The organism is Methylocystis rosea SV97 (assembly GCF_000372845.1).
Taxonomy (GTDB): Bacteria; Pseudomonadota; Alphaproteobacteria; order Rhizobiales; family Beijerinckiaceae; genus Methylocystis; species Methylocystis rosea.
Genome location: NZ_KB889963.1, coordinates 635,016 through 659,910, shown reverse-complemented (window position 1 = coordinate 659,910; position 24,895 = coordinate 635,016). Strand labels below are relative to the sequence as shown.

At 64.8% G+C, this 24,895-nt stretch carries 27 protein-coding genes; 9 read left to right on the top strand and 18 right to left on the bottom strand.

What is annotated here, in order from left to right:
* Window positions 1–45 precede the first annotated feature (45 nt).
* Together rpsP and rimM are read left to right on the top strand one after the other, a co-directional pair.
* Window positions 46–405, top strand: a complete 360-nt coding sequence (gene rpsP, locus A3OO_RS0103575; protein WP_018406465.1) for a 30S ribosomal protein S16 — start codon at window positions 46–48, stop codon at window positions 403–405.
* A 139-nt stretch (window positions 406–544) separates the two neighbouring features.
* Window positions 545–1,087 (top strand): ribosome maturation factor RimM, encoded by a 543-nt coding sequence (gene rimM / locus A3OO_RS0103565; RefSeq protein WP_018406463.1) that lies wholly within the window; start codon window positions 545–547, stop codon window positions 1,085–1,087.
* A gap of 22 nt (window positions 1,088–1,109) precedes the next feature.
* Here rimM and A3OO_RS0103560 read toward each other — a convergent pair whose 3' ends face one another.
* Window positions 1,110–1,724, bottom strand: coding sequence for a hypothetical protein (locus A3OO_RS0103560; RefSeq protein WP_018406462.1), 615 nt, complete (start codon window positions 1,722–1,724; stop codon window positions 1,110–1,112).
* A gap of 104 nt (window positions 1,725–1,828) precedes the next feature.
* Between A3OO_RS0103560 and trmD the strand changes: the two genes are divergently transcribed.
* Window positions 1,829–2,536: a tRNA (guanosine(37)-N1)-methyltransferase TrmD gene (gene trmD / locus A3OO_RS0103555; RefSeq protein ID WP_018406461.1), complete on the top strand. Its 708-nt coding sequence runs from the start codon at window positions 1,829–1,831 to the stop codon at window positions 2,534–2,536.
* 112 nt (window positions 2,537–2,648) lie between these two features.
* Complete coding sequence (locus tag A3OO_RS0103550) at window positions 2,649–3,188, top strand: Dps family protein (protein ID WP_018406460.1); 540 nt, start codon at window positions 2,649–2,651, stop codon at window positions 3,186–3,188.
* 20 nt (window positions 3,189–3,208) lie between these two features.
* Here A3OO_RS0103550 and A3OO_RS0103545 read toward each other — a convergent pair whose 3' ends face one another.
* The 11 genes from A3OO_RS0103545 to A3OO_RS0103490 form a co-directional block, all read right to left on the bottom strand.
* On the bottom strand, window positions 3,209–4,090 hold the full coding sequence (locus A3OO_RS0103545) for a 3-hydroxybutyryl-CoA dehydrogenase (protein WP_018406459.1): 882 nt from the start codon (window positions 4,088–4,090) through the stop codon (window positions 3,209–3,211).
* A gap of 201 nt (window positions 4,091–4,291) precedes the next feature.
* Window positions 4,292–5,236 carry an electron transfer flavoprotein subunit alpha/FixB family protein gene (locus A3OO_RS0103540; RefSeq protein WP_026222659.1) on the bottom strand — a complete coding sequence of 315 codons (945 nt, stop codon included), beginning with the start codon at window positions 5,234–5,236 and terminating at the stop codon, window positions 4,292–4,294.
* A 2-nt stretch (window positions 5,237–5,238) separates the two neighbouring features.
* On the bottom strand, window positions 5,239–5,985 hold the full coding sequence (locus tag A3OO_RS0103535) for an electron transfer flavoprotein subunit beta/FixA family protein (RefSeq protein WP_018406457.1): 747 nt from the start codon (window positions 5,983–5,985) through the stop codon (window positions 5,239–5,241).
* Window positions 5,986–6,133: 148 nt separating this feature from the next.
* Window positions 6,134–6,952 (bottom strand): rhomboid family intramembrane serine protease, encoded by an 819-nt coding sequence (locus A3OO_RS0103530; protein ID WP_018406456.1) that lies wholly within the window; start codon window positions 6,950–6,952, stop codon window positions 6,134–6,136.
* Window positions 6,953–7,007: 55 nt separating this feature from the next.
* Window positions 7,008–8,435 carry a lipopolysaccharide biosynthesis protein gene (locus tag A3OO_RS0103525; protein WP_018406455.1) on the bottom strand — a complete coding sequence of 476 codons (1,428 nt, stop codon included), beginning with the start codon at window positions 8,433–8,435 and terminating at the stop codon, window positions 7,008–7,010.
* Entirely contained in the window at window positions 8,436–11,558 is a 3,123-nt protein-coding gene (gene ileS, locus A3OO_RS0103520) for an isoleucine--tRNA ligase (RefSeq protein WP_018406454.1), read from the bottom strand.
* Between the two features lie 332 nt (window positions 11,559–11,890).
* Window positions 11,891–12,163: a hypothetical protein gene (locus A3OO_RS0103510; RefSeq protein ID WP_018406452.1), complete on the bottom strand. Its 273-nt coding sequence runs from the start codon at window positions 12,161–12,163 to the stop codon at window positions 11,891–11,893.
* A gap of 51 nt (window positions 12,164–12,214) precedes the next feature.
* Entirely contained in the window at window positions 12,215–13,198 is a 984-nt protein-coding gene (locus tag A3OO_RS21055) for a bifunctional riboflavin kinase/FAD synthetase (protein WP_018406451.1), read from the bottom strand.
* A gap of 18 nt (window positions 13,199–13,216) precedes the next feature.
* The gene (locus A3OO_RS0103500) at window positions 13,217–13,702 is read right to left on the bottom strand and encodes a MaoC family dehydratase (protein WP_018406450.1); all 486 of its coding nucleotides are present in this window, start codon (window positions 13,700–13,702) and stop codon (window positions 13,217–13,219) included.
* A gap of 61 nt (window positions 13,703–13,763) precedes the next feature.
* Window positions 13,764–14,672, bottom strand: a complete 909-nt coding sequence (locus A3OO_RS0103495) for a TIGR01459 family HAD-type hydrolase (RefSeq protein WP_018406449.1) — start codon at window positions 14,670–14,672, stop codon at window positions 13,764–13,766.
* A complete protein-coding gene (locus tag A3OO_RS0103490) occupies window positions 14,669–15,385 on the bottom strand; it encodes a carbonic anhydrase (protein WP_018406448.1) in 717 nt (238 codons plus the stop codon). Before A3OO_RS0103490 ends, A3OO_RS0103495 begins: the two co-directional genes overlap by 4 nt.
* A gap of 157 nt (window positions 15,386–15,542) precedes the next feature.
* Between A3OO_RS0103490 and A3OO_RS0103485 the strand changes: the two genes are divergently transcribed.
* The 3 genes from A3OO_RS0103485 (at window position 15,543) to A3OO_RS0103475 (ending at window position 19,253) form a co-directional block, all read left to right on the top strand.
* Window positions 15,543–16,412, top strand: a complete 870-nt coding sequence (locus A3OO_RS0103485) for an HpcH/HpaI aldolase/citrate lyase family protein (RefSeq protein WP_018406447.1) — start codon at window positions 15,543–15,545, stop codon at window positions 16,410–16,412.
* Between the two features lie 66 nt (window positions 16,413–16,478).
* The gene (locus A3OO_RS0103480; protein ID WP_018406446.1) at window positions 16,479–17,834 is read left to right on the top strand and encodes a COG4223 family protein; all 1,356 of its coding nucleotides are present in this window, start codon (window positions 16,479–16,481) and stop codon (window positions 17,832–17,834) included.
* A gap of 15 nt (window positions 17,835–17,849) precedes the next feature.
* Window positions 17,850–19,253, top strand: a complete 1,404-nt coding sequence (locus A3OO_RS0103475) for a heme biosynthesis protein HemY (RefSeq protein WP_018406445.1) — start codon at window positions 17,850–17,852, stop codon at window positions 19,251–19,253.
* Here A3OO_RS0103475 and A3OO_RS0103470 read toward each other — a convergent pair.
* The 3 genes from A3OO_RS0103470 to A3OO_RS0103460 form a co-directional block, all read right to left on the bottom strand.
* Window positions 19,250–19,684, bottom strand: a complete 435-nt coding sequence (locus A3OO_RS0103470; protein ID WP_245257094.1) for a Smr/MutS family protein — start codon at window positions 19,682–19,684, stop codon at window positions 19,250–19,252. The genes A3OO_RS0103475 and A3OO_RS0103470 overlap by 4 nt on opposite strands.
* Before the next feature lie 110 nt (window positions 19,685–19,794).
* Complete coding sequence (gene mltA, locus A3OO_RS0103465; protein WP_018406443.1) at window positions 19,795–20,910, bottom strand: murein transglycosylase A; 1,116 nt, start codon at window positions 20,908–20,910, stop codon at window positions 19,795–19,797.
* A gap of 2 nt (window positions 20,911–20,912) precedes the next feature.
* Window positions 20,913–21,614 carry a Tim44/TimA family putative adaptor protein gene (locus A3OO_RS0103460; protein WP_156824740.1) on the bottom strand — a complete coding sequence of 234 codons (702 nt, stop codon included), beginning with the start codon at window positions 21,612–21,614 and terminating at the stop codon, window positions 20,913–20,915.
* 115 nt (window positions 21,615–21,729) lie between these two features.
* Between A3OO_RS0103460 and A3OO_RS0103455 the strand changes: the two genes are divergently transcribed.
* Window positions 21,730–22,173, top strand: coding sequence for an FxsA family protein (locus tag A3OO_RS0103455; RefSeq protein WP_018406441.1), 444 nt, complete (start codon window positions 21,730–21,732; stop codon window positions 22,171–22,173).
* Between the two features lie 86 nt (window positions 22,174–22,259).
* Window positions 22,260–22,748: a protein-export chaperone SecB gene (secB, locus tag A3OO_RS0103450; protein ID WP_018406440.1), complete on the top strand. Its 489-nt coding sequence runs from the start codon at window positions 22,260–22,262 to the stop codon at window positions 22,746–22,748.
* Here the strand turns inward: secB and dnaQ are convergent.
* The 3 genes from dnaQ to A3OO_RS21050 are packed head-to-tail and all read right to left on the bottom strand — an operon-like array spanning window position 22,745 to window position 24,693.
* Window positions 22,745–23,461, bottom strand: coding sequence for a DNA polymerase III subunit epsilon (dnaQ, locus tag A3OO_RS0103445; protein ID WP_018406439.1), 717 nt, complete (start codon window positions 23,459–23,461; stop codon window positions 22,745–22,747). The two genes, secB and dnaQ, sit on opposite strands and share 4 nt — an antisense overlap.
* A 3-nt stretch (window positions 23,462–23,464) precedes the next feature.
* Window positions 23,465–24,055, bottom strand: a complete 591-nt coding sequence (gene coaE / locus A3OO_RS0103440) for a dephospho-CoA kinase (RefSeq protein WP_018406438.1) — start codon at window positions 24,053–24,055, stop codon at window positions 23,465–23,467.
* Between the two features lie 11 nt (window positions 24,056–24,066).
* A complete protein-coding gene (locus A3OO_RS21050; protein ID WP_018406437.1) occupies window positions 24,067–24,693 on the bottom strand; it encodes a Maf family protein in 627 nt (208 codons plus the stop codon).
* Window positions 24,694–24,895 lie beyond the last annotated feature (202 nt).

The following is a 24,895-nucleotide window of genomic DNA, read 5'->3' as shown; positions in this document are numbered from 1 at the left end:
CGTCACCGGTTCCCTCACTCACCTCAACGCAACAGGAACGAAAACATGTCTCTTAAAATTCGTCTCGCCCGCGGCGGCGCCAAGAAGCGTCCCTTCTATCGTGTCGTCGTCGCCGACTCGCGCTCGCCGCGCGACGGCCGCTACATCGAGAAGATCGGTTATTTCGATCCCTTGAAGGAGAAGGACGCGGCCGACCGCCTCGTGCTCGACACGGAAAAGGCGAAGGCCTGGATGGAGAAAGGCGCGCAGCCGACGGATCGCGTCGCGCGACTGCTCGATGGTCTGGGCGTGATGAAGCGCGAAGCGCGCAGCAATCCGCAGAAGGCGCAGCCCAAGAAGAAGGCGCAGGAGCGCGCCGCCGCGGCGGCTGAAGCAGCAGGCGCGGCGGAAGCGCCGGCGGCGTAATGCGGGGCGCTTGCATTCGCCCTCATGCTGAGGAGGCTCCGCAGGAGCCGTCTCGAAGCGCGAGGGCGGCGGAGCCCTATGCGATTTCCTCGTCCTTCGAGACGCGAGCTTCGCTCGCTCCTCAGGATGAGGAAATCGAATGACGGCGGGCGACAGGACAAAGAGCCTCGTTCTTCTCGGCCGCTTCGGCGCGCCGCATGGCGTGCGCGGCGAGATCCGACTGCAGAGCTTCACAAGCGATCCATTGGCGATCGCAGCCTATGACGGCCTCACCGATAAAAGCGGGACGCGCAAGTTCAGGCTGCGCGCCGTGCGCCCGCAGGGCAAGGACATGCTCGTCGCGCAAGTCGAGGGCGTCGACGACCGCGCCGGCGCCGAGGCCCTAAACCGCGTCGAACTCTATGTCGCGCGCGACAAGCTCCCCGCGCCGGAAGAGGACGAATTCTATATCGCCGATCTCATAGGCCTTCGCGCCGAAACGGCGGATGGCGTGGAAATCGGAACGATCGTCGCGGTGCGCAATTTCGGCGCGGGCGACATTCTCGAAATTGCGCCAGCCGCCGGCGGCGAATCGCTGCTTTACCCGTTCACCGGAGCCGTCGTTCCGGTCGTCGACATCGCTCAAGGGCGCGTGGTGATCACGCCGCCGGCGGAGGTCTCTGCCGAGCCGGATTTACACTAGGCCCCGCCGCGCACCGCTCGGCTTATTTCGGCGCCAAAAGGCGCAAGTTCTCCTCGCCATTCTTTACGTAAAAGTCCTTGACGTCGAACCACACCGTCTGCGGCCCGTTCGGCGTGTCGTAAACGATGACGTCATAAATTCCGCCCTCTTTGACGAAGCGCCGCTCCTTTTTTCGCCAGGCGGGATGCTTCAGCTGGATCCAGAAATCCTCCGCCGGAACCCCTTCAAGGGAATTGGCCGCGCCCACGATCTTCACAGCCATTTCGCGGCTGTGGCCATCGCCGCCGTCGAAACTCACGAGCGGTTTTGATTTGAGCCTCTCGGCGAAGCTCTGTTTGTAACACTGAAGGAAGGCGGCGGCGCATTCTGACGGCGCCGAGTTCGCACTGGATTGGCTGCAGCTTCGCAGTTGCAGGAAGCACTTGAAGCACGCGTTCAAGCAGGTCAAAGTCAGCGAATCGCGCAGCGACTCGGAGCCCTTCGCGCCCTCGCGCACGGCCCAACAGGTTTTCTGACAACTGCCGTGCATCTGCCCGACCGTGAGCGTTGGCGGCGCGTCAATTGGCGTCGCGCGCGCCGCGAAGAGGCCGCCGAAAGCCCACAATAGAAAGCCTATTCGAAGAAAGAATTTCATCATTGGCCCCAAGCTGTCGCAATGTCTGCGACACTATGGCCGAGGCTTGATCTCAGCAAGAATGAAACTGCTTCTCGCCTCCGCGAACGCCATGCCATAACCGCACCATGTTCCGCGCGACGGTCCTGACGCTCTTTCCCGAAATGTTTCCAGGTCCCTTAGGCCTGTCGCTCGCCGGCGACGCGCTTTCGCGTGGCGTCTGGACGCTTGAGCCGCGGCAGATCCGCGAGCATGGCCTCGGCCGCCATCGCGCCGTCGACGACACGCCGGCCGGGGGCGGCCCCGGCATGGTGATGCGCGCCGACGTGCTGGCGGCGGCGATCGACGCCGCCGCGCCCAAGGACGATCCGCGCCCGCGCCTGCTGATGAGTCCGCGCGGCGCGCCGCTGACCCAGGCGCGCGCGCGCGAACTCGCCCAAGGCCCCGGCGCGATCATTCTTTGCGCCCGGTTCGAAGGGGTCGACGAGCGCATCATCGACGCCCGCGGGCTCGAAGAAATGTCGATTGGCGATTTCGTGCTTTCGGGCGGCGAGATCGCGGCGCTGGCGCTGATCGACGCCTGCGTGCGGCTCATTCCCGGCGTGATGGGCGAAGAAGCTTCCGGCGTCGAGGAAAGTTTTGAGGCCGGCCTCCTCGAATATCCGCATTACACGCGGCCACGCGACTTTGAGGGGCGCGCCCTCCCCGAGGTGCTGCTCTCCGGCGATCACGCCAGGATCGCCAAATGGCGCCATGAACAGGCGCTGGCGCTGACCCGCGCGCGACGCCCCGACCTGTTGTCGCCCCAGACAGGCGACGCTTCCCGCCGCCGCTAAATCTCCGCGCTCTGCTCTATTTTTCATCTGGTCCGCCAGCGCGCGCGATCTAGCTAATAGCAGCGCACCCCGAGCTTGAGCCTGGAGCCAGGGCGCAAGGAGGCCCACCCAAATGCAAAAAACAAAGACGCCGATGAAGCCCGACACCGAACGTTCGGCGCTGGATACGCCGACCGATCTTGAAAAACAGTCGACGATGAAGGTCGCCGCGGAGGTCAACAAGCTCGTCGCCGACGCCCTCGCGCTTTATATGAAGACCAAGAATTTCCACTGGCACATGAGCGGCCCGCATTTCCGCGACTACCATCTGCTGCTCGACGAGCAGGCGACGCAGATCTACGCCGCCGTCGACCCACTTGCCGAGCGCGTGCGCAAGCTCGGTCAGCCGACCCTGCGCTCGATCGGGCAGGTGGCGCAAATGTCCCGCATCAAGGACAATGACGAGGAATTTGTTTCGCCTTACGACATGCTGTGCGAATTGCTCGACGACAATAAGGGGATGGCCGAGTCGCTGCGCAACGCCCATAAGGTCTGCGACGACAACGAAGACATCGCGACGGCGAGCCTTCTCGAAACTTTTCTTGACGAGACCGAGAAGCGAACCTGGTTCCTGTTTGAGGCGGCGCGCGGCGCCGGCCCAGGCGGCCACTGACAAAGGCGGCCGTTCGAACGCTAGCGCGTCGGAACGGGTGTGCCGCTGCGATAATCGTAGAAGCCGCGCTGCGTCTTTTTGCCGAGCCAGCCCGCTTCGACATATTTCACGAGCAGAGGGCAGGGGCGGTATTTCGAATCCGCCAGGCCCTCATGCAGCACCTGCATGACCGAAAGACAGGTGTCGAGGCCGATGAAATCGGCGAGCTGCAGCGGACCCATCGGGTGGTTGGCCCCGAGCTTCATCGCCGTGTCGATGGCGTCGACCGAGCCCACGCCTTCGTAGAGCGTGTAGATCGCCTCATTGATCATCGGCAGCAGAATGCGGTTGACGATGAAGGCGGGGAAGTCCTCAGAAACGCTGATCGTCTTGCCAAGCTTGACGACGAACGCCTTCGTCTCCTCGAAAGTGACGTCATCGGTCGCAATGCCGCGAATGAGTTCGACAAGCTGCATGCGCGGCACCGGATTCATGAAATGAATGCCGATGAAGCGCTCCGGCCGACCGGTGACGGCGGCAAGGCGCGTGATCGAAATCGATGATGTATTGGAGCTGATGATCGCGCCGGGCTTCACGAACTGCGCGAGCTCCGTCAGAATCTTTCGCTTGAGGTCTTCGACCTCGGTCGCCGCCTCGATCAATAGGTCGGCGTCGGCGAAGTCGGCCATTTTAGGCGCGCCGGAAATGCGTTCGAGCGCCGGTTCGACCGCCGAGGCGTCGATCTGGCCGCGCTCCACAGCGCGTCGCATCTGCGCGGCGACGTCGGCGATGCCGGCGTCGATGCGTTCCTGCGAAATGTCGTTCAGGGCGACGTCATAGCCGGCAAGCGCGCAGACATGGGCGATCCCCTTGCCCATCTGGCCCGCGCCGATGACGCCGATCTTGCGAATTTCGAAGCCCATTTTTTACCACCGTCAGCCAAGCTCGCGCCGGATAGCAAGCGGCCCGCCCGCGCTGAGTGCGTGCCGCAGTGCAATATAACTTGCGTTCCTTCGCAAAGAAAACAAAGAAAAGAGCCTGCGGGGCGCCGAGCGCCGACGCTCCGCCAGCTCCGAGCCGCCGCGCCGGACCATTTCGGACCGAAGCGACGGCGGTTTTTGTGGTCAGCGGCCGATCTTCACCAGCTCGGCTTCAAGCTCGGGCAGCGCCGTGAAGAGGTCGGCGACGAGGCCAAAGTCGGCGACCTGGAAAATGGGCGCCTCCTCATCCTTGTTGATCGCCACGATCACCTTCGAATCCTTCATGCCGGCGAGATGCTGGATCGCCCCTGAAATCCCCGCGGCGATGTAGAGATCGGGCGCCACGGCCTTTCCGGTCTGGCCGACCTGCAAGTCGTTTGGCGCATAGCCGGCGTCGACGGCGGCGCGAGACGCCCCGATCGCGGCATTAAGCCGCGTCGCGACCGGATCCAGCACCTTCTGGAAATTCTCCGCCGACCCGAGCGCGCGCCCGCCGGAAAGAATGATCCGCGCTGAGGTGAGCTCCGGGCGCTCGGACTTCGCCAGCTCTTCGCTCTTGAAGGCGGAAACGCCGGGATCGGCGGGCGCCGAAATCGCCTCGATGGGCGCTGCCTCGCCTTCGGGGGCCGCCGCGAAGGCGGTGGTGCGCACGGTGATCACTTTCTTGGCGTCCTTCGCGCGCACGGTCTGGATCGCATTGCCGGCGTAGATCGGCCGCTCGAAAGTGTCGGCCGACACGACCTTGATGATGTCGGAGACCTGCATCACATCGAGCAGCGCCGCGACGCGCGGCAGCACGTTCTTCGTCGCCGAGGTCGACGGCGCGATGATGACGTCATAAGCGCCGGCGAGCGAGACGATCAGCGCGGCGACGGTCTCGGCCAGAACATGATCGAGCGACGCGTCTTCTGCGACGAGGACCTTCTCGACGCCGGCGAGTTTCGCCGCCTGCTCGGCCGCGCCCTTGAGGCCGGGCCCGACGATGAGGACATGAATGGGGCCGCCGATCTCCTTCGCCGCGGTGAGCGCCTTGGCGGTCGCCGGGGCGATCGCGTCGCCGGCGGTTTCGGCAAGAAGCAGAATCGTCATCTTCAAAGCACTCCCGCTTCCTTGAGCTTGCCAACGAGCTCGACGACCGAGCCGACCTTGACGCCCGCCTTGCGTTTCGCAGGCTCGGTGGTTTTCAACACTTCAAGGCGCGGCGAAATGTCGACGCCGTAATCGGCGGGCGACTTCACGGCGACTTCTTTCTTCTTGGCCTTGATGATGTTGGGCAGCGAGGCGTAGCGCGGCTCGTTGAGGCGCAAATCCGTGGTGACGACGGCTGGCAGCTTTAAGCTGACGGTCTGCAGCCCGCCGTCGATCTCGCGCGTCACGTCGACGGCGCCCTCAGTCATCTCGACTTTCGAGGCGAAGGCGCCCTGGCCCCAGCCGAGCAGCGCCGCGAGCATCTGGCCCGTCTGATTGCAATCGTCGTCGATCGCCTGCTTGCCCATGATGACGAGCTGCGGCTGTTCCTCGGCGACGATCTTGGCCAGGATTTTGGCGACGGCGAGCGGCTCGACGGTCTCGTCGGTTTTGACCAGAATGCCCCGGTCGGCGCCCATGGCGAGGCCGGTGCGCAAGGTCTCGTCGGCCTTGGCCGGTCCGATCGTGACGACGATGACTTCCGTCGCCTTGCCGGCCTCCTTGAGCCGCAGCGCCTCTTCGACGGCGATTTCGTCGAAGGGGTTCATCGACATTTTCACATTGGCGAGATCGACGCCCGAACCGTCCGCCTTGACCCTGATCTTGACGTTGTAATCGACGACCCGTTTGACGGGCACGAGAATCTTCATCGCGCGACCCCTTGGTCCTTCTGACCCTTTGGCGAGACGGTGTCGGAACGCCGCCTGCGCGCGCTCCACTCTGGCTAAAGCCGTCGCGCGGTCTGGTAGCGGGGGCGCGCGCGCAAGTCAAACAAAGCGCCCGCGCCGAACGAATTGATCAGGGAGCGTCGTCGCCGGCGTCCTGCGCGCGCGGCGCGGGGGTGAGCGGGCCGCTCCTATCGAAAAGCCGGTGCCGACGGCGCTTGAAGATGGGCGTCAGCACCAGACCCGCGGCGATGCCGCCGACATGCGCCATCCAGGCGACGGCGCCGCCCTCGCCCATGGAGGCGTTGATCAGCTGCATCACAATCCAGGCGCCGACGAATAGCCAGCCGGAGGCGACAAAAGAAAACAGCGGCGCCCGCAGCCCCAGAATCGCTCTCGGCCGCGCCCCAGAGAGCCAGGCGCCAAGATAGATCGGCGCGAGCGCCAGCGAGAGCGGCGGAAAAATTCCCGCGACCGTGGCGCGTGGATGGAGCAGCAGAAAGGCCGCGCAGACGCCGGAGATCGCGCCCGACGCACCGACGAGCGGCAAGATCGAATGCGGCGTGGCGTAGATGTAGAACACGCCGGAGGCGACGCCGCAGGAAAGATAAAACAGCAGATAGTGCAGCGAACCCATGGCGTCTTCGACATTGTCGCCAAAAACGTAAAGGAACAGCATGTTCGAGCCGAGGTGCACCACCGACGAATGAAAGAACAGCGCGGTGACTAGCGTCAGCGCAGCCGGCGGTCCAACGATCCAGTCGGCGAGCTGGGCCTCGCCGAAGAGCACGCGTGGAATGATCGCGAAGCCGCGGACGACGGTCAGCGGATCGCCGAAAATCTCGCTCTGCACGACGAGGAATACGATGACGTTGAGCGCGATCAGCGTCCAATTCACGATCGGCCGCCGCAAATAGCGCAGCGGCGCGTCGTCATAGATCGGCATCACCATTGGCGCGCTCCTTATCGACCGCTAGCCTAGCATATGGCGACGCCGACTGGCCGCGTCACGACCGGGCAAGGCGTCGATGGAGCCACGTCGTCGTGAGATCGCCCAGCCCGGCGATGTCGAAGGCGACGGTCAGCAGTCCGTAGACGACCGCTCCGGCCAGGATCTGAGCAATCAGCGTGGAAATGCCCGGACTCATCTCGCGCAAAGGGGTGAGCGCGAGCGACATCGCCCCCGTCGCCACAAGCGCAGCGAACATGTCCCAGAACGAGGGCCAGACCGGCTGCGTGCGCAGCGCGAAATAGACCGTGGCCACGAGCGCCGCGATGTAGGCGCCGGCTTGCGCGATCGCGAGATTGGAAGCGTCCTCGCCCCAGGGCAGAAAAAGCAGCAGCGCAAGGCCGAAGGCGACCGCCGCAAGCGCCGCGACCATCAATGGCGCCGTCTTCTTCTCAATCTGAAAGACGGGATTGACGCCGAACAGAATGACGCCCATCGCGAAAAGTCCCGGAAGCAGCAGGCCGAGGTAGTGGCCGAAGGGACCGCGATATTGCGCCGGCACGATGAGCGCTTCGATCGACGGCATGACGAACCAGAGGCCGGCGCACGCCGGCAGTAAAAAGGCGACGACGATGCCCATGTTGCGCGCGACCTGCTGCTTGGCGCGATCGACGCCATGGAGTTCATGCGCCGCGACGGCGATCTGAAACAAGAGCACGTCGAGCGCCGAACCGAGCGCCTGCACCGCACGCACGCCGAGATCATACGCCAGCGCGAACTGGCCGGTTTCCGCAAAACCGAAGACGCTTGCGACGATGGAGCGCGCCGCGAGCGGCATCGCCTGATAGAGAAGATGCGCGGTCACGATCGGCGCGCTATAGGCCGCAAGCGCACGCGCATTCTGACTCGAGGCGGCGCGAATATCGGCGCCAGGATCGAGCAGCGCGCGACGTCCGAGAACGACCGTGCCGAACAGGCTCGCGACGCCGCCGGCGAGCGCCACCGCAGCCGAGTGAAAAATAAAGGCGCCGCCGCCGATGAGGACAAGCGACAGCGCGTTCTTGGCAAGCATGAGGCGCACATAGGCGTGGTCATGAAAGCGCGCGCGCACAAGCGCGGTGCAATAGTCGAAGAGCCCGTTGGCCACCGACGTCAGCAGCGCAAGCAGGATGAGATTGGTTTCGAAATCGAGCGGCGGCCCCGCAAGCGCATAAATGCCTGTCGCCAATGCGAGGAAGAGCGTGACGGCGATGAAGGACGCGTCGAGCGTCGAGCGCACCACCGGCTCTTTGTCGCGCGTGCGCTTTGAATAAAAGCGCGTCGCCGAGAGACGCAGCCAATCATAGAGCGCCGTCTGCACGACCACCGCGATGGAGAAGGCAAGCGCGAAGCGGCCGTATTCCTCGGGGCCGAGAAATTTCGCCACCGTGAGGCCGATGACGAAATTGACGATCGTATTGGCCAGAAATGCGAGAAGGACGTTCACTTACGAGCCTGCCCCGCTCCAGCGGCCGAGCGCGACAAGCTCGCGCAACGCCTGCGCGTCGCGCGGCGTCACGTCGGGATAATCAGGATCCGCCGTTGCGGGATCGAAATATTTCCACGAGCGGGCGCATTTGACGCCGGCCGCGCGTTGCGAAACGACGCCGACGCCCGGCGCTTCCGGCAGGCGGAAGGCGTCGATCGGCGCTTCTCCCGGCAAGACGCGGATATCCGAGGCGATGCAGATTTCGGCGAAGTCGACGCCGTCGAGCGCGGCGCGCAACGACTCATCTTCTACATAAACGGTCGGCGCCGTTTCCAGCGAAGAGCCGATGCGTTTTTGCGCGCGCTCGATTTCAAGCGCGCCGGTGACGACCGAGCGGATCTTGCGAATTTTGTCCCATTTGGCTGCAAGCGCGTCGTCGCGCCACGCCTCGGGAATGGTCGGAAAATGCTCGAGATGCACGGATTGCGCGTTCGGAAAGCGGGACAGCCACGCCTCCTCCGCAGTGAAGACGAGAATCGGCGCGAGCCATGTCGTGACGCTGCGGAAGATGCGATCGATGGTCGCGAGCGCCGCCTTGCGTTTCACGCTCGAGGGCGGATCGCAATAGAGCGCGTCCTTGCGCACGTCGAAGTAAAAAGCCGACAGCTCGCTCGTCATGAAATGGGTGAGCAGTGCGACGACGCGCTTGTAGTCGTAGGCCGCATAAGACGCGCGGATCGACTTGTCGAGCTGATGCAGACGATGCAGCATAAGGCGCTCGAGTTCTCCCGCCTCGCGCATCGCCGCATCGTCATTTGGCTGATAATGCGCCAACGCGCCGATCATCCAGCGGCTCGTGTTGCGCAGCTTGCGATAAAGCTCGACGAAGGTTTTGAGGATTTCGGGTCCGACGCGCAGATCATCGGCATAGTCGGACGCGGCGACCCACAGCCGCATGATGTCGGCGCCGGAATCGGCGATGATTTTTTGCGGCGCGACGACATTGCCGAGCGACTTCGACATTTTGCGTCCCCGCTCATCGAGCACGAAGCCATGCGTCAGCACGGCGTCATACGGCGCGCGGCCGCGCGTGCCGCAGCTTTCGAGAAGCGAGGAATGGAACCAACCGCGATGCTGATCGGAGCCTTCAAGATACATGATCTCGTCTTCGCCGCCGTCGCGCTTGCGACGAATGCCGGCGAGCATCGGAAAATGCTGCGGATCTTCGAGCGTGAAGGCGTGGGTCGAGCCTGAATCGAACCAGACGTCGAGAACGTCGGAGATCTTCTCGTAGTCTTCAGCCTTGTAATCGGGCGAAAGAAATCGCTCTGAAGCGTTTGCTTCGTACCAGGCGTCGGCGCCTTCCTTCTCAAAGGCCCCGATGATGCGGGCGTTGACGCGCGCGTCGTCAAGCGGCTCATGCGTGCCCTTCTTGACGAAGACCGCGATCGGCACGCCCCAGGCGCGCTGGCGCGACACGACCCAATCGGGACGATTGGCGATCATGCCGCGAATGCGGTTCTCGCCCGCCGCCGGCGTCCATTGCGTGCGGGCGATTTCCTCAAGCGCGATCTCGCGAAGCGTCGGGGCGTTAGCGCGCACACTTTCAATGCTCGCGCTATCCCTCCCCTCGACGGGGAGGGTCGCATCGCGAAGCGATGCGGGGCGGGGTGAGTCGTCTTGAACCCCCACCCGGCCGCCTTCGGCGGCCGACCTCCCCGCTAGGGGGAGGTAAGGCGCCGCGCCAAACGGCTTATCCATCGCGATGAACCATTGCGGCGTATTGCGGAAGATCACCGGCTTCTTCGAGCGCCATGAATGCGGATATTGATGCTTCAGCTTTCCGCGCGCGACGAGATTGCCGGCCTGAACCAGCGCGGCGATGACCGCCTCATTGGCGTCGCCCTTGTCGCCCTTGTCGGTGATGACGCGCTTGCCTTCAAAGCCCGGCGCGTCCTTCGTATAGAATCCGTCCTCGTCGACCGTATAGGGAATGCGCGTCTCGATGTTGCGCGCCTGCAGTTCGCGCGCGTTCGCCATCCAGATGTCGAAGTCCTCGCGGCCGTGGCCCGGCGCGGTGTGCACGAAGCCCGTGCCCGTGTCGTCGGTGACATGTTCGCCGTCGAAGAGCGGCACGTCGAAATCATAGCCAAGATGCGCAAGCGGATGCGCGCAGATCAGCTCGGCGAGCATTGCGGCCGGCACGTCGTGCAAACGCTCGTAGCCCTCGACCTTCGCCGCCTTGAACGCCTCGCTCGCAAGCTTGTCGGCGATGACGAAAGTCGCGCCCGGAAGCGCCCAATTGCCCTCCGGCGCATGGGTGACGTGATAGAGGCCGTAGTCGATCTTCGAGGAGAAGGAGATCGCGCGATTGCCGGGAAGCGTCCAGGGCGTCGTCGTCCAGATGATGATGCGCGCGTCGCTCAGTCCGCCCGCGGCGCCGCGCGGGATCGGAAACGCCACCCAGACCTGGTCGCTCGTATAATCCTCATATTCGACTTCCGCTTCGGCGAGCGCGGTCTTTTCGACGACGCTCCACATCACCGGCTTCGAGCCGCGATAGAGCAGGCCGCTCGCGGCGAATTTCATGATCTCGCGCGCGATCGTCGCTTCCGCCGGAAAAGCCATCGTCGAATAGGGATGGCCCCAATCGCCGGCGACCCCTAAGCGCTTGAACTCCTCGCGCTGAACGCCGAGCCAATGTCCCGCATAGGCGCGGCATTCGCGCCGGAAGGCGATCATGGCGCCTGGATCGGTGAAATCGGGCTTCTGCTTGCCCTTGGCGCGGTAATTCTCCTCCTCGATCTTCCATTCGATCGGCAGGCCGTGGCAGTCCCAGCCGGGCACATAGACGCAGTCCTTGCCGGTCATGCGCTGGCTGCGCGTCACGAGATCCTTGAGGATCTTATTGAGCGCATGGCCGATATGAATGTTGCCGTTGGCGTAGGGCGGGCCGTCGTGGAGCGTGAATTTCGGACGACCCTCGCCCGATTCGCGCATCTTTTGCTCCAGGCCGATGGTCTCCCAGCGCTTGAGGATTTCCGGCTCGCGCTGCGGCAGGCCGGCGCGCATCGGAAAATCCGTGACCGGCAGATAGAGGCTTTTCGAATAATCGGGCCCTTTCGGGCTGTCGTCGTTCATCGTCGTGAAAACCGGCTGGGGCGGACGCAGGCGCCATAAGCGCCGCTATTGCCGCGCTGATTAGAGGATTTGTGGAAAGAGCGCCAATCGCGCCGCACCCGACCCTGCGTGAGCCCTTAGCTCAGGAGCGCGCTGCGAAAAAGTGGAACCCGGTTTTTCGCATAGTGCGCGCTTCAAACTATTGGATCGATCACGTTACCTGCATTTGGGCGATCACGCCCAAATGCAGCGTGATCTCGCGCAGGCCGGGTTTGGTAATTCGAATGGCGGTCAGGAAAGGCATCTGGTCCTTAATAGCAGCGCTACCGAGCCGGGAAAAGCGGCCAGCGCCCCTAGCGTGGCCGCCTCAGCCCGAGCAGTCCGGCGAGAAAGGCGATGCCTCCCGCCACAACGGCGATAACCAGCAACACCAGAAATGCGCCGGACAGCAGCGTGAACCCGAGGAACAGAAACAACAGCAGCGCCGCAGTGACGAACAGGCTCTGCCATGGCGAGAGTTTGACGACCTTGACCCGACCAGCGCCCGTCGCGACCCAGATCCTTGAGGCGTCCGTCTCCTCGCCCGGCAAGATAATTTCGACCCGTCCCTTGGGCTCTTCGTTCATGACGTTTCCCTCCTGTCGAGGACGCTGTCTCCAAGCTAGATCGCGCGCAACTTATGGCAACAGATCATTCGCCCGGCTCAAAGCGCCGCTTTCGGCCAATAGTCCTCGCGCCTCTTCGACGTCGACGCGCATCCTCTCGACGAGCGCATCGACGCTGTCGAATTTCGCTTCGCCGCGTATGAAGCCGTAGAAGGCGACTTCCACCTCCTTGCCATAGAGGTCGCCATCGAAATCGAAGAGGAAGACTTCAAGGAGCGGCGCGCCATTGTCAAAGGTCGGCCGGCGTCCGAAACTGGCGACGCCCTGATGCGCCTTCCCGTCGACCTCGATCGTCACGGCGTAAATCCCGTGCTTGAGCCGATTGGCGGGATCGAGCGCGATATTGGCGGTGGGAAAGCCGAGCGTGCGCCCGCGCTTGTCGCCGTGACGCACGACGCCGCGAATGAAGTAGGGGTGGCCGAGAAGCCGGCGCGCTAGCGCCGCGTCGCCGCGTTCCAGCGCTTCCCGCGTCGCGGTCGAGGAGACGGCCTCTAAGCTGCCCTCTTCGTCCTGGGTGATGCGATCGACGATCTCCACGATCATCCCGAGCCGTTCGCCTTCGGCGCGCAAAAACTCCGGTCCGCCTTCGCGGCCGGCGCCGAAACGAAAATCATAGCCCGCCACAACAGCAGAAAGCTGCAGGCGATCGTGCAGAATCTCTTGCGTGAAGATCCGCGCGGGGCTTTTCGCGAAGTCCTTGTCGAAGGTGAGCACGATAACGCCGTCGAGCCCGAGCCGAGCGGCCTGCGCCGCCTTTGCGTCTGGCGGCGTGAGCCTAAAAATCACCGTTCGCCCGGCGAAAAAATCCGCCGGATGGGGCTCGAAAGTCAGCAGAATGCAGGGACGCGAGAGTTTTGCGGCGAGCGCCCGAGCCCGAGCGATGACGCCGCGGTGGCCTCTGTGCAGCCCGTCGAAATTGCCGACCGCCGCGACCGCGCCCTCCAGTCCAGGCGGCGGCGCTTGAGGGTCGCGCGCGACAATGAAGGAGTCGGACACGGCTCGGGGCCGGAAGATCTAAGCCGAGGCCGGCTTCGCCTCTGCTGGCGCTGGCGCCGCGACGCGCATCACCTGCTCGCGGCTCGGCACCATGACGAAGGCCTCGCCGTCGAGCACGACCTTGCCGTCGACGAGACATTCGCATTTGAGCTTGGCGCGCCGGCCTTTTTCGATCAGCTCCACCACTTCAACAATGACGGTGATCACGTCGCCGATCTTCACCGGCGCGCGGAAATTCAGCGTCTGCGACAGATAGACGGCGCCGGGGCCAGGCAGATACATGCCGATGACCGTCGAAATGAGCGAGGCCGTATAAAGGCCATGCACGATGCGCTCGCCAAAGCGCGTCTTCGAGGCGAAGTGATCGGAAAGATGAATCGGATTGCGGTCGCCGGAAAGATCGGCGAAGGCGATCACGTCGTCGTCCATCACCGCCTTCATCAGCGTCTCGCGCATGCCGACGCTCAGATCCTCGAAATAGTAGATTTTGAACGGCGTCGACATGGAAGCCACCGGAAAGTTGCGTCGCGGATCGTGACCGCAGATGAGGCCTGTGCAGCCCCTTTTACCAGAAAAGCTCGCGAGCCAAAGCCTTAGGACGAGCGCCGGCGCGCGCGAAGAGCGAATCGAGCGCCGCTTCGTCAAGCGCGCCGCCGCCGGGATGCAGCTCGGCGCGATGCACGCCATGGATGATGAAGAGGCAGTCGAGCCCGGCGCGGCCCGCGCCGGCAAGGTCGGTGAAGGCGCCGTCGCCGATCGCCAGCGTGCGCGCCTTGTCAACTTCGCCGCCGCGCAAATTCTTGAGCCGCTCCAAGGCGGCGGCGTAGATCGGGGCGTGGGGCTTGCCCAAGGTCAGAACGCGGCCGCCGATCGCCGCATAACGTTCGGCGATGGCGCCGGCGCAGTAGACGAGATCATTGCCGATGGCGACGACAATATCGGGATTGGCGCACAGCATCGTCAGATCGCGCGCCTTTAGCTCTGCGAGTTGCTCGTCATAGTCCGAGGGGGTTTCGTTGCGGTCGTCAAAGAGGCCGGTGCAGACGATGTAATCGGCGGCTTGCGGCCCGACGCGCATAACCGGCGCGCCGAGACGCCGCGCGGCCGCGCGGAACAGACCGTCGTCGCGCGAGGGGCCGAGGTGGTAGACCGCTTGTCCGTCGCGCGCGACGATTTCGCGCAGCGCCAGCTCTCCCGCCGAGAGGAGATCGTCGAAACAATCCTGCGGCACGCCAAGACCGAGGAGCTGGCGCCGCACTTCTTCGTCGGGACGCGAGGCGTTGGTGATCAGCACGACGGTTCCGCCTTGCGCGCGAAAGCGCCGCAGGGCCTCGGCGGCTTCCGGGAAATGCCGCCGGCCGTCGATCAGCACGCCCCAGCCATCGCACAGAATCGCGTCATAGCCGTCGGCGATGTCGCGCAGGCCGGCGATGAACGGTACGCGGTCGCGGTCTGGCGAGGGGCCTGCCGTCAAAAGCGCGCCTCGGCGAACGCAGCGGCGTAGGCTCCTTCGCAGACGGGATTGAAGACACCCGTCGATTCGTCGAGCACGAACAATCGCCCGTCCATGATTCGAAACAGAGCGCCATGCAGCCGCAGATGCCGGTGATGTTCGAGCACCTGAATCATGGGAAAGGAACGCAAGTTGCGCAGCGTCTGCTTCACCGACTCGAATTCCAGGCGCTCCACATAGTCCGCGTCCTTGGGATTAGGCCGAACGCCCAGGCGATCAGCCGCGGGACCAAGCATTTTGATCCAGTCGCCGATGAAGTCGCTGTGGCTCAGCCGCGGCGCGTCGGGATCGGCGGCGATCTCCGCATAGGCGCGCACGCCGCCGCATTGCCCATGGCCGAGCACCACGAGGTCCGTAACCTTTAGCGCCATGACGGCGTATTCGAGCGCCGCGGAAGCGCCGTGATAATGATCGTCGGGCTCGTAGGGCGGCACCAGCGCCGCGACATTGCGCAAGACGAAAAGCTCGCCGGGGCCAGCGTTGAAGATGGTCTCGGGCGCGACGCGCGAATCGCAGCAGCTGATGATCATTGTTTTGGGCGTCTGGCCCCTGACCGCTAATTCTTCGAATCGGTCGTGATCGGCCAGGAAACGCCCCCGAACGAAGGACTCATAGCCCTCTATGAGCGTTTCCGGCAAGCCGGCCGCGCCGCACGACTGCTCGTGATCCGCCATTTACCGTTCCCTTCTCGCCCCTTGGCCAGGTCCGCCTTCGCCAAGTTCGCTCAACCCAGTTCGCCTTGGCCGGGCGGATGGCGGACCCGGGGGTTATTGTGTAGATCACGCGGCGGGGTCAAGAGCAGGCCGAATCGTTTCGATGTTGGAGTTTTGAATGATTTCCCGACTAAAGCGCAGCGTGCTGGCGATGCCGGGCTCGAACGCCCGAGCGCTGGAGAAAGGCAAGACGCTCGCCGCCGACGTCCTGATGTTCGAACTTGAAGACGGGGTCGCGGAATCCGCCAAGGCGACGGCGCGCGCGCAGGTCGCGGCGGCGGTGGCCGACGGCGGCTATGGCGCGCGGCAACTCGTCGTGCGCGTCAACGCCCGCGGCTCCGAGTGGTATAAGCCCGACATCGCCGCCATCGCGCCGCTCGGCCCAGACGGCATCGTCATCCCCAAGGTCAATTCGCGCGATGAGATTTTGAAGGCGGCCGCCGATCTCGTCGCCGCCGGCGCGCCGTATAAGACGCGACTCTGGGCGATGATCGAGACGCCGCGCGCCGTCTTTGACATCGAAAAAATCGCCAGCGCCGCAGACGATCGGGCTTCGCGGCTCGAGGTTTTGGTGCTTGGTCCCAACGACATCGCCAAATCGACGCGCGCGCGGCTCACGCCCGGACGGCCGGCGCTGTTGTCCTGGCTTTCGGCCGGCGTGCTTGCGGCGCGAGTTCACAACATCGAGATCATCGACGGGATATACAACGACTTCAACGATCTCGACGGCCTGCGTCGTGAAGCGGCGCAGGGCCGCGACTTCGGCTTCGACGGGAAAATGCTCATTCATCCGGGCCAGATCGGTCCGGTGAATGAAATATTTGCGCCGAGCGCCGAGGAGGTCGATTTCGCCCGCCGGATCATCGCCGTGTTCGACGAACCGGAAAACGCCGACAAGGGCGTGGTGCAGATCGACGGGAAAATGGTCGAACGTCTGCATCTCGACATTGCGCGCCGCACGTTGCAGCTTGTCGAGGCTTCAGGCTGACGGCCGCCTGTTTTGCGGGCGCCGAACGCATCAACTATAAGGATGCGGGACAGCAAGGATTAGCCAATGGTCTTGCCGAACGACGAAGAACCGAAGCGCGTCGAACCTTCGGAAGCGCCCATCGATTTTGCAGAGTCGCCGTTTGAACCGCCGCCTTCGCCGGTGGTCAGACCCAAGCGGCGCTCCTTCTTCGGCCGGCTGGCGGCGACGCTGCTGCTGCTCGTTCTCGTCGCAGGCGCGGCTCTTTATGCGGCGATCGCGTTCAAGGATCGAGACGAGCGGCTGAAGGTCGTCGCGGACTATGCCGAGCCTTATGTGGATCAGGCGAGCGGCGCCTTCGGCGAGTTGAAGGATCGCGTCCGTTCGCTCGTCGGCGAGACCGAGCCGGCGCAGACGACGACGCCCGAGACGCCGGCAGCAGGACAGTCGGCCACGAGCGACGCGGAAGCGCCCCGGCCCTCCATGGCGCCCCCGCCCTCCTCCGCGCCCGTGAAATCCGCCGAGCCGGCGATCGAACCGACGCCGCCGGCGCCTAACGCCGCTATGGAATCGCAGAAGACGGCGATCGAATCGCAAAAAGCAGCGGTCGCAGCGTTGCAGAGCCGCGTCGATTCGGCCGAAGAGCTGGCGCAACGCGCCTTGCGCGCCGCCGAAGCCGCCCAGGCGGCCGCCAACGCCGCCAAGACCACCGCCGAAACGGCGGCAAAAGCGAGCCCAGCTCCCGCCGCTGCCGCCGAACAGGGCGAACCCGGGGCGCTCACCGCCAGCGAGCTGATGACGGCGCTTGAAGGCCGCATCGACGAACTTGGGAATGAGACCAAGGCGCTGCGCGAGCGCCTCGAGTCTTCGAAGGGCGAGACGCGCGCGGCGCCGGAAGCCACGGCGGCAAAGACTCCCGACGGCCCCGCGGCGATCGTGGTCGTCGCCTTTGCGCTTCAGCGCGAGCTGGAGGCGGGCCGGCCCTATGCGCTCGAGACGAAGGCGCTAACGCGGCTCGGGGCCGATCCCGCCGCGCTGGCGGCCCTCTCGCCATTGGCCGAAAAGGGCGCGCCGACCGCCGCGCAATTGAAGACGGAGTTCACGCCAGCCGCCAAGCGCATCCGCGCGCTCGAGACCGGCGCTTCCGGCGATCTTGCGGAGCATCTGATGAAGGGCGCCAGCAAACTCGTGCGCGTTCGTCCCTCTGGTCAGGCGCCGACGACCGAGGCTCAGACGGTGGAAGAAAAAGTCGCTCACATCGAGGCGGCGCTGACCCATGGCGACTTTGCCCAGGCGAGCGCCGTTTTCGCGGCGCTCCCCGAAGCGGCCCAGAACGAAGCCAAAGATTTCGGCGCGACCTTGCACGCCCGCGTCGACGCCGGACGGGCGGCCGACGATCTGCTGCATGGCGCGATCGCCGCGCTTGGCGCAACGAAGGAATAAGCGGGATCCATCGCCATGCTGTTTCTGTTCTTCTTCATCATCGCGCTTGCCGCGGTCGCCTATGGCCTCGAATTGCTGATCGAACAGCCCGGTTCGCTGACGCTGGATTTCGCCGGCTACCAGTTTGAAGCGTCGATACCGGTGGCGGTGGCAGGTCTGCTGCTGATCATCGCCGCGACGGTCGTCCTTTGGGCGATCGCCATGGCGGTGCTGCGGCTGCCTGGCCGCTGGAGCGGCGGATCGCGAACGAAGCGGCGGGATAAGGGATTCGATGCGCTTTCGCAGGGATTCATCGCCGTCGGCTCCGGCGACGCCGCCCGCGCCCGCAAGGCCGCGCACGTCGCCGAACGGCTGCTGCCAAGCGAGCCGCTCACACAGGTGCTGAAGGCCCAGGCCGCGCAGCTCGCCGGCGATCGGCGGGTTGCGGAAGAGACCTTCCACAAAATGACCTTGAAGCCGGAGACCAAGCTGCTCGGGCTCCGCGGGCTGCATATCGAGGCGCGCCGACGCGATGACGCGGACGCGGCGCATCATTTCGCCAAGGAGGCGCATGACATCGCGCCCGTGCCCTGGGCGGGCGCCGCGATGCTCGAACATCTGGCCGCGCAGGGCGACTGGCAGAAGGCGCGCGAGGCGATCGAGGCCAGTCTTACCGCCAAGGCGATTGACGCGCCGACAGCGCAGAACCTCCGCGCCGTGATCGAAACCGCCATGGCGATGGAGAAGGAGCGCGATCATCCACATGACGCGCTTCATCTCGCACGCCAGGCGTTGAAGCGCCGGCCGGGCTTCGCGCCAGCCGCCGTGGCCGCGGCGCGGGTGCTTGCCCGCCATGGCGACCAGAAGCAGTCGCTGAAGCTAATCGAAACGGTCTGGGCGACGAAACCGCATCCTGACCTCGCCGCCGCCTATCTCGAAGCGCTATCAGGCGAATCGAATACGACGAAGCTCGCGCGGGTGGAAAGGCTCGCCCGCGCCGCCCCCAATGCGCCGGAAAGCCGGCATATCGTCGCGGAGGTCGCACTGTCGGCGCGCGATTTCGCCAAGGCGCGCGCCGCGCTCGCGCCGCTCCTCGCCGCCGAACGTCATCCGACGGCGCACACCTGTCTGCTGATGGCGGAGATCGAAGACGGAGAACACGGACCGTCAGGTCCGGTGCGCGAATGGCTCGCCCGCGGCTCGCGCGCGCCGCGCGATCCTGTCTGGATCGCCGATGGCGTCGTCTCCAAGAACTGGCTGCCGATGTCGCCGGTCACCGGCCGGCTCGACGCCTTCGAATGGAAGCCGCCGCCGGATTCCGCGCAACATCTGACCGAGGAAGGCAAGCCGAACATTCCGGCCGCCTTTTTGACCCGCCCCGCCGAACCCGTGGCGCTGCCTGCCGCCGAGGTCTCGGGCGCGGCCGGACAGCAGGCTTAGCGCATCCGATCCGCCCGGCGGATGCGCACATAGAGCGCGCCCTCGCCGCCGTGGTGGCGGGCGGCTTCGCCAAAGCCGACGACGACGTCGCGCAGATTCGGCGCTTCGAGCCACATCGGCACGACGCGGCGCAGCACGCCGCCTTCGTCCCGCGTCAGCCCCTTGCCCGTCACGATGATCGCGATTCGCGCGCCATTCACCTGACATCTGCGCAGGAAGGCCGTTAGCGAGCGCTGCGCCTCCGCCTGCCGCAGCCCGTGAAGATCGAGTTTGGCGTCGACGTCGATTCGTCCGCGCTTGATCTTCACGAAAGTGCGCGGGTCGATGTCGATCGGCCGCGGCGGCGGCTTCGGCGCCGCTGGGCGGCCGTTGACCGAAGGCTCCGAAGGCGACAAGGGCGCGGGGACTTCGGCCACCGGCGTGGGCGACACGTGCTTTCTTGGACGCGCCCGCGCAGGTCGAACGTCAGCCGTCGCTATTGTCCAGAGCTCGGCCTCGGCCTGAGACAGCCGGCGCGCATATCGGCGGGAATTCTCCTCGCTCACGGATCGTCCCCAACATCCTTCGGCAGCAGCACGATCATTTCGGCGGCGTGCCGGATGTCGCCAGCCCGCCTCCCCGCCGCTTCGCCCGCGCCGAAAAAAAAATCGGCGCGCGCAGGACCAATTATGGCAGATCCGGTGTCCTGCGCGATCATCAGTCGACGAAATGGCGTTTCCGCCTCTCCTTGCCATGGAATTTGCGCGGCAATCCAGAAGGGCAGGCCGTAGCACCAGATCGAGCGGTCGACGGCGATCGACCGGAACGGCGTCAGCGGCGCGCCCTGCCCGCCGATCGGTCCGATCCTGCGCCGCTCAGACGCATCGATCTCGAAGAAAACATAGGAACGGTTCTCCTGCATCAGCCGGCGACCCGCGTCGCCAGGACCAACTCCGAGCCGCCGCAACGTCTCCTTCATCAGATCGAGCGACATCTCGGCTTTCGCGACCAGCCCGCGCTCAATCATCAGCCGGCCAACGGATGTATAGGGCCAGCCGTTGCGCCCCGCATAGGTCAGCGTCATGACGCCGCCGCCGGGCAGTCGCAGCCGCGCCGAACCCTGCACCTGGATGAGGAACAGTTCGACGGGATCGCGAACATAGGCGAGAGGATGCGCGCTCGGCGCCGCGCCTTCCTCTTCGATCGCGCGGCGATCGGGATAGGGCACGAGCGCGCCATCGGCCTGCCGTCGCGCGCTGGTCAGCGTCTCGCCGGTCGGCAGCGAGAGCGGCGATTCGTTCAGAGTGACGAGATCGCGCGGACGCGACAGGACGGGGGTCGCGAAGCCCGGCTCGGGCGACAATCTGGCGTCGACCTCCACCTCGTAATAGGCGGTCACGAAGCCCTTGGTCTTGATGACGTGCGGGCGAAACCAGTCCTGAAAGAAGCGGTCAGGATGATCGATGGCGCCAAGCGCCGCGCGCGCGACGGCGACGAGCGAGGGGGGAGGCGCGACGGCGCCACGTTGCTCTTGCGCCTTGGCGTCGATGATCTCGGCGGAACGTCGGAAGGCGGCAAAGGCGGCGAAGAGATCGTCGGCCGCAAAGCCGTCGATCTCTTCGAATTGTATGTTTTGCAGCAGATCGGAAGCGGAAAACTGCGGCGCCTTCCGCGACATGCTCAGTCTTCGGTTTGCGTCGCGACGAGCTTCCAGTTGGGATCGCTCGCCTTGGCGTCGCGCGCAAAGGTCCAGCGCTCGACGACCTTGCGCGTCTGCCCGCCGTCGATGGTTTCGCCGGCCTGGTCACGCCGCACGCTCATCAGTCGAACGACGAAACGGACGGTCACCTCATTGCGGCCGCCAACGGCCCGGGCGGCGTCGACCGTCGCCGAGTCGATCGCGACGACGGCGGTCTCCATGCTTTCGCCCTGCTGCTCACGCCGGGCGATCTCCGCCGAAAACCCGTCGAACACGTCCTGCGCCAGCAGCGGCTTCAAAGTTTCCCGGTCGCCCTTGGCGAAGGCCGTGACGATGAGTTCATAAGCGCGGCGCGCGCCGCTGACGAAGGATTTGCCGTCAAAATTGGGGTCAGACGCCGCCACGGCGTCGAGGCCGCTCCAGGCGGAGGCGACGCCTTTCTCGGCCACGCCCTCCCAGCGATCGGCGCCACTGGGGCGCGACGGCGCTTCGGCGATCGGCGCGACGCCAGGCGCCGCGGCGACTGCCGCCGGGGCAGAACCGCGCGCCGCGAAGCGCGCCGGGGGCGGCGTTTCGCGATCCACCCGCATTCCGAGCACCGAGCGCAGCTTCCAGATGACGAAAACCGCAAGCGCCGCGAAAACGATAAGGCTGGGATCGAACAGATCGCCGGAGGCCGGCATTGGCAACTCCCGAATAAATTTGTCGTCGGCTATCATGTCGCTGCGTACATGTCACGAATCAAGGGGCGGGCGTATCGCCGCGGGCGACGTAGGGCCGCAAAGATCGGATGATTCGGTGAAATCTAAGCTTGTCGGCGCCGTCCTCGCAACCTGGATCGTGCTCGAGATACTGTGTTTCGCGCTTGTCGTCCGCGCCGTCGGGCTTCTCGCGGCGATCGTCCTCGCCCTCGGTGCTTCGCTGCTGGGCCTCTCCGACGTGCGGCGCCTCCTCGATTTTGTCCGCGCCGGATTGGCCGCCAAAGCGAGAGGCGAAAGCTCCGCCACGCTCGACGGGCCCATGCTGGACGGGGCGATGCAGGCGCTCGCCTCGATCCTGCTCATCCTTCCGGGCTTCGCCTCGGATTTTGTCGGGTTGGCGCTGAAGTCCCCGTCCGTGCGGCAGAGCCTGGCGCGGCGGCTACGGGCGCGCTCCGGCAATGCAGACCCGCGACTCATCGACCTCGACCCGCGCGAATGGCGTCGCGACGCGCGTCGCCCGCGGCGAACCGCTCCGAAGTAGCGACCGGGGGCGCGCCTTGTTCGCTTCTGACAGACGTGTTAGGCGGGCGCGAATTCTCATGACAACGGCTTTGCTGGAGATCCTACATGACCGACACCAATGGCAACGGCGCGCAAGGAGCGCCGGGCGGCGCTCCGGCCCTCAATTCGCTTGCTCAATATCTGAAGGATTTCTCCTTCGAGAATCCCAATGCGCCGCGTTCGCTCGGCGCGCAGGAAAAGGCGCCAAACATTTCGATTCAAGTCAACGTCAACGCCAAACAGCTGGCGCCGACCGACTTCGAAGTCAGTCTGATGCTCGACTGCAAGGCGGGCGAGGGAGACGGACTCCTCTTCAAGCTCGACCTTGAATATGGCGGCGTGTTCCGACTGTTGAACATTCCCGAAGAGCAGGTGCATCCGATCGTGATGATCGAATGCCCGCGTATGCTGTTTCCCTTCGTGCGCCAGCTTGTGGCCGACGCGACGAGCAAGGGCGGTTATCCGCCGCTCTATATCGATCCGATCGACTTCGTCGCGCTCTATCAGCAAAAGGCCGCCGAAGCGGGCGTCCAGAGCGGCGCTCAGGCCAATTAACCAGCGACGCTCGGCGCCGCGTTTTCGTCGCTTGCGAGATAACGGTCCCAGATCGGGGATTTGATCGTCGCGACAAAGACAGAGTGGGCCGTCTCTTCGGCCGCGCTTAACCGCGGCGCGAGCGGCTCGGGGCGACGGCGCAACAGATCGTTCAAGGCGGCGATGCGCACCGCCTGAACCGTCTGAAGCGACAGCGCCGACTGCCTTCCCCCGCAAAGCTCGGCGTAGACCTCGGCGAGGAGATTGGCGTCGAGCAGGGCGCCGTGTTTCTCGCGCCGCGAGAGATCGATGGCGTAGCGCTGACACAAGGCGTCGAGAGAATTGGGGCCGCCAGGATGGCGGCGGCGCGCCATGGCGAGCGTGTCGATGATGCGGCCGCCGCCGAGCGGCGGCAAATTCATGAGCGCGAATTCGGCGTTGAGGAAGCGCGTATCAAATTCGGCGTTGTGAATAACCAGCGGCGCATCCTCGATAAAGTCAAGAAATTCGGCGGCGATTTCCTTGAAGATCTTGTGCTGCGCGAGAAATTCGCGCGAGAGGCCATGCACTCGAAAGGCCTCGTCCGGCATGTCGCGCTCTGGATGGATATAGCGGTGGAAATACCTGCCTGTCGGGATGAGATTGGAAATCTCGACCGCGCCGATCTCGACCACGCGATGGCCGCTCGAGGGATCGAGCCCCGTCGTTTCAGTATCGAGAACGATCTCCCGCATTTTTCACCCGAGCCGCGCGTCAAGCGCTTTCACGATGTTTCGCACCTCTTCGCGCGCTGCGTCCAGACCCCGGTCTGTGTGGACCACGAAATCGGCGCGGGCGCGCTTTTCTGAATCAGGCGTCTGCTTCGACAGAATGGACGCGAATTTCTCCGCCGTCATGCCGTCCCGGGCAAGAACCCGCGCCTTTTGCACATCTTCCGGCGCGGTGACCACGACAATGACGTCGAAGTCCTTTTCGGCGCCGGTTTCGAAGAGCAGCGGGATATCGAAAACGACGATGCGATCGCCCTGATTTTTACGTTCTTCGATCAGAGCGTCGCGCGCCGCCCAAACCATCGGATGCACGATCGCTTCCAGACGCTTGAGCGCCGCGGGATCGTCAAGAACGCGGGCGGAAAGCCGCGGACGGTCGACGACGCCATTCACGACGACGCCGGGAAACGCACGCTCAATCTCGGCCGCCGCCGGTCCTTTATAGAGGTCATGCACGAGCTGATCGGAATCGAGAACCGCGGCGCCTTCGGCGCGAAACATGTCGGCCGTCGTCGACTTGCCCATGCCGATCGAGCCGGTCAGCCCCACGCGCAGCAACTTTGGCTGTGTCACGAAAGGAGCGCCCCCTCGCGCCGAAGCGCCTCGAGGAGCTCCAGCAGCGGAAGCCCCATGATGGTCCAGTAATCGCCTTCGACCTTGGAGAAGAGTTGCGCGCCCAGGCCTTCGATCTGATAGGCGCCGGCCGAAGTCAGCGCAGCGTCGCCGACCGCCGCAAGATAAGCGGCGATGAAGTCCTCGCTCAGCGCGCGCATGGTGAGGTCGGCGACGCCCACCGTCGCAAAGACGACGGCGCCGTCGCGCGCCAGAGCGATCGCCGAATGCAGGCGGTGCCGGCGGCCGGAGAGGAACCGCAGGAGCGTCTCGGCTTCCCGCATGTCCGCCGGCTTGCCGAATATCCTGCCTTCGCAGCTTGCGACCTGATCGGCGCCGAGCACGAGCCGGCCGTCAGCGGAAATGGCGAGCGCCTTGGCGCGCGCCAGCGCAAGAGCAATCGCGTCGGCGTCGGCGCCGTCAAGCCGCGATTCGATCGCCCGTTCGTCAACATCCGCGGGAATTATCTCGAAAGGGACGCCCGAATGCAGCAGCGCCTGCCGCCGGCCGGCGCTCTTGGAGGCGAGAATCAGCGGCGCCGATTCGCGCCAGAAGGTCGATGTTGACTTGCCGGTCACGTCCACAGCCCTCCCGCGTAAGCCGAAGAGCGGGGATAAAACGCGCTCAAAAAATGCTCCGCTTCGGTTAGCGGGCATAGAGTCCCCAAACGCTCAACAGGAGAAGCCCTGTCGAACGGATTCCCGCCGGCGCCGGTACAGGAGGGATTCACAGGCCATCCACAATCCGTCGCGCCGAGAATGACCGATACGTCCATGATTCCATTCG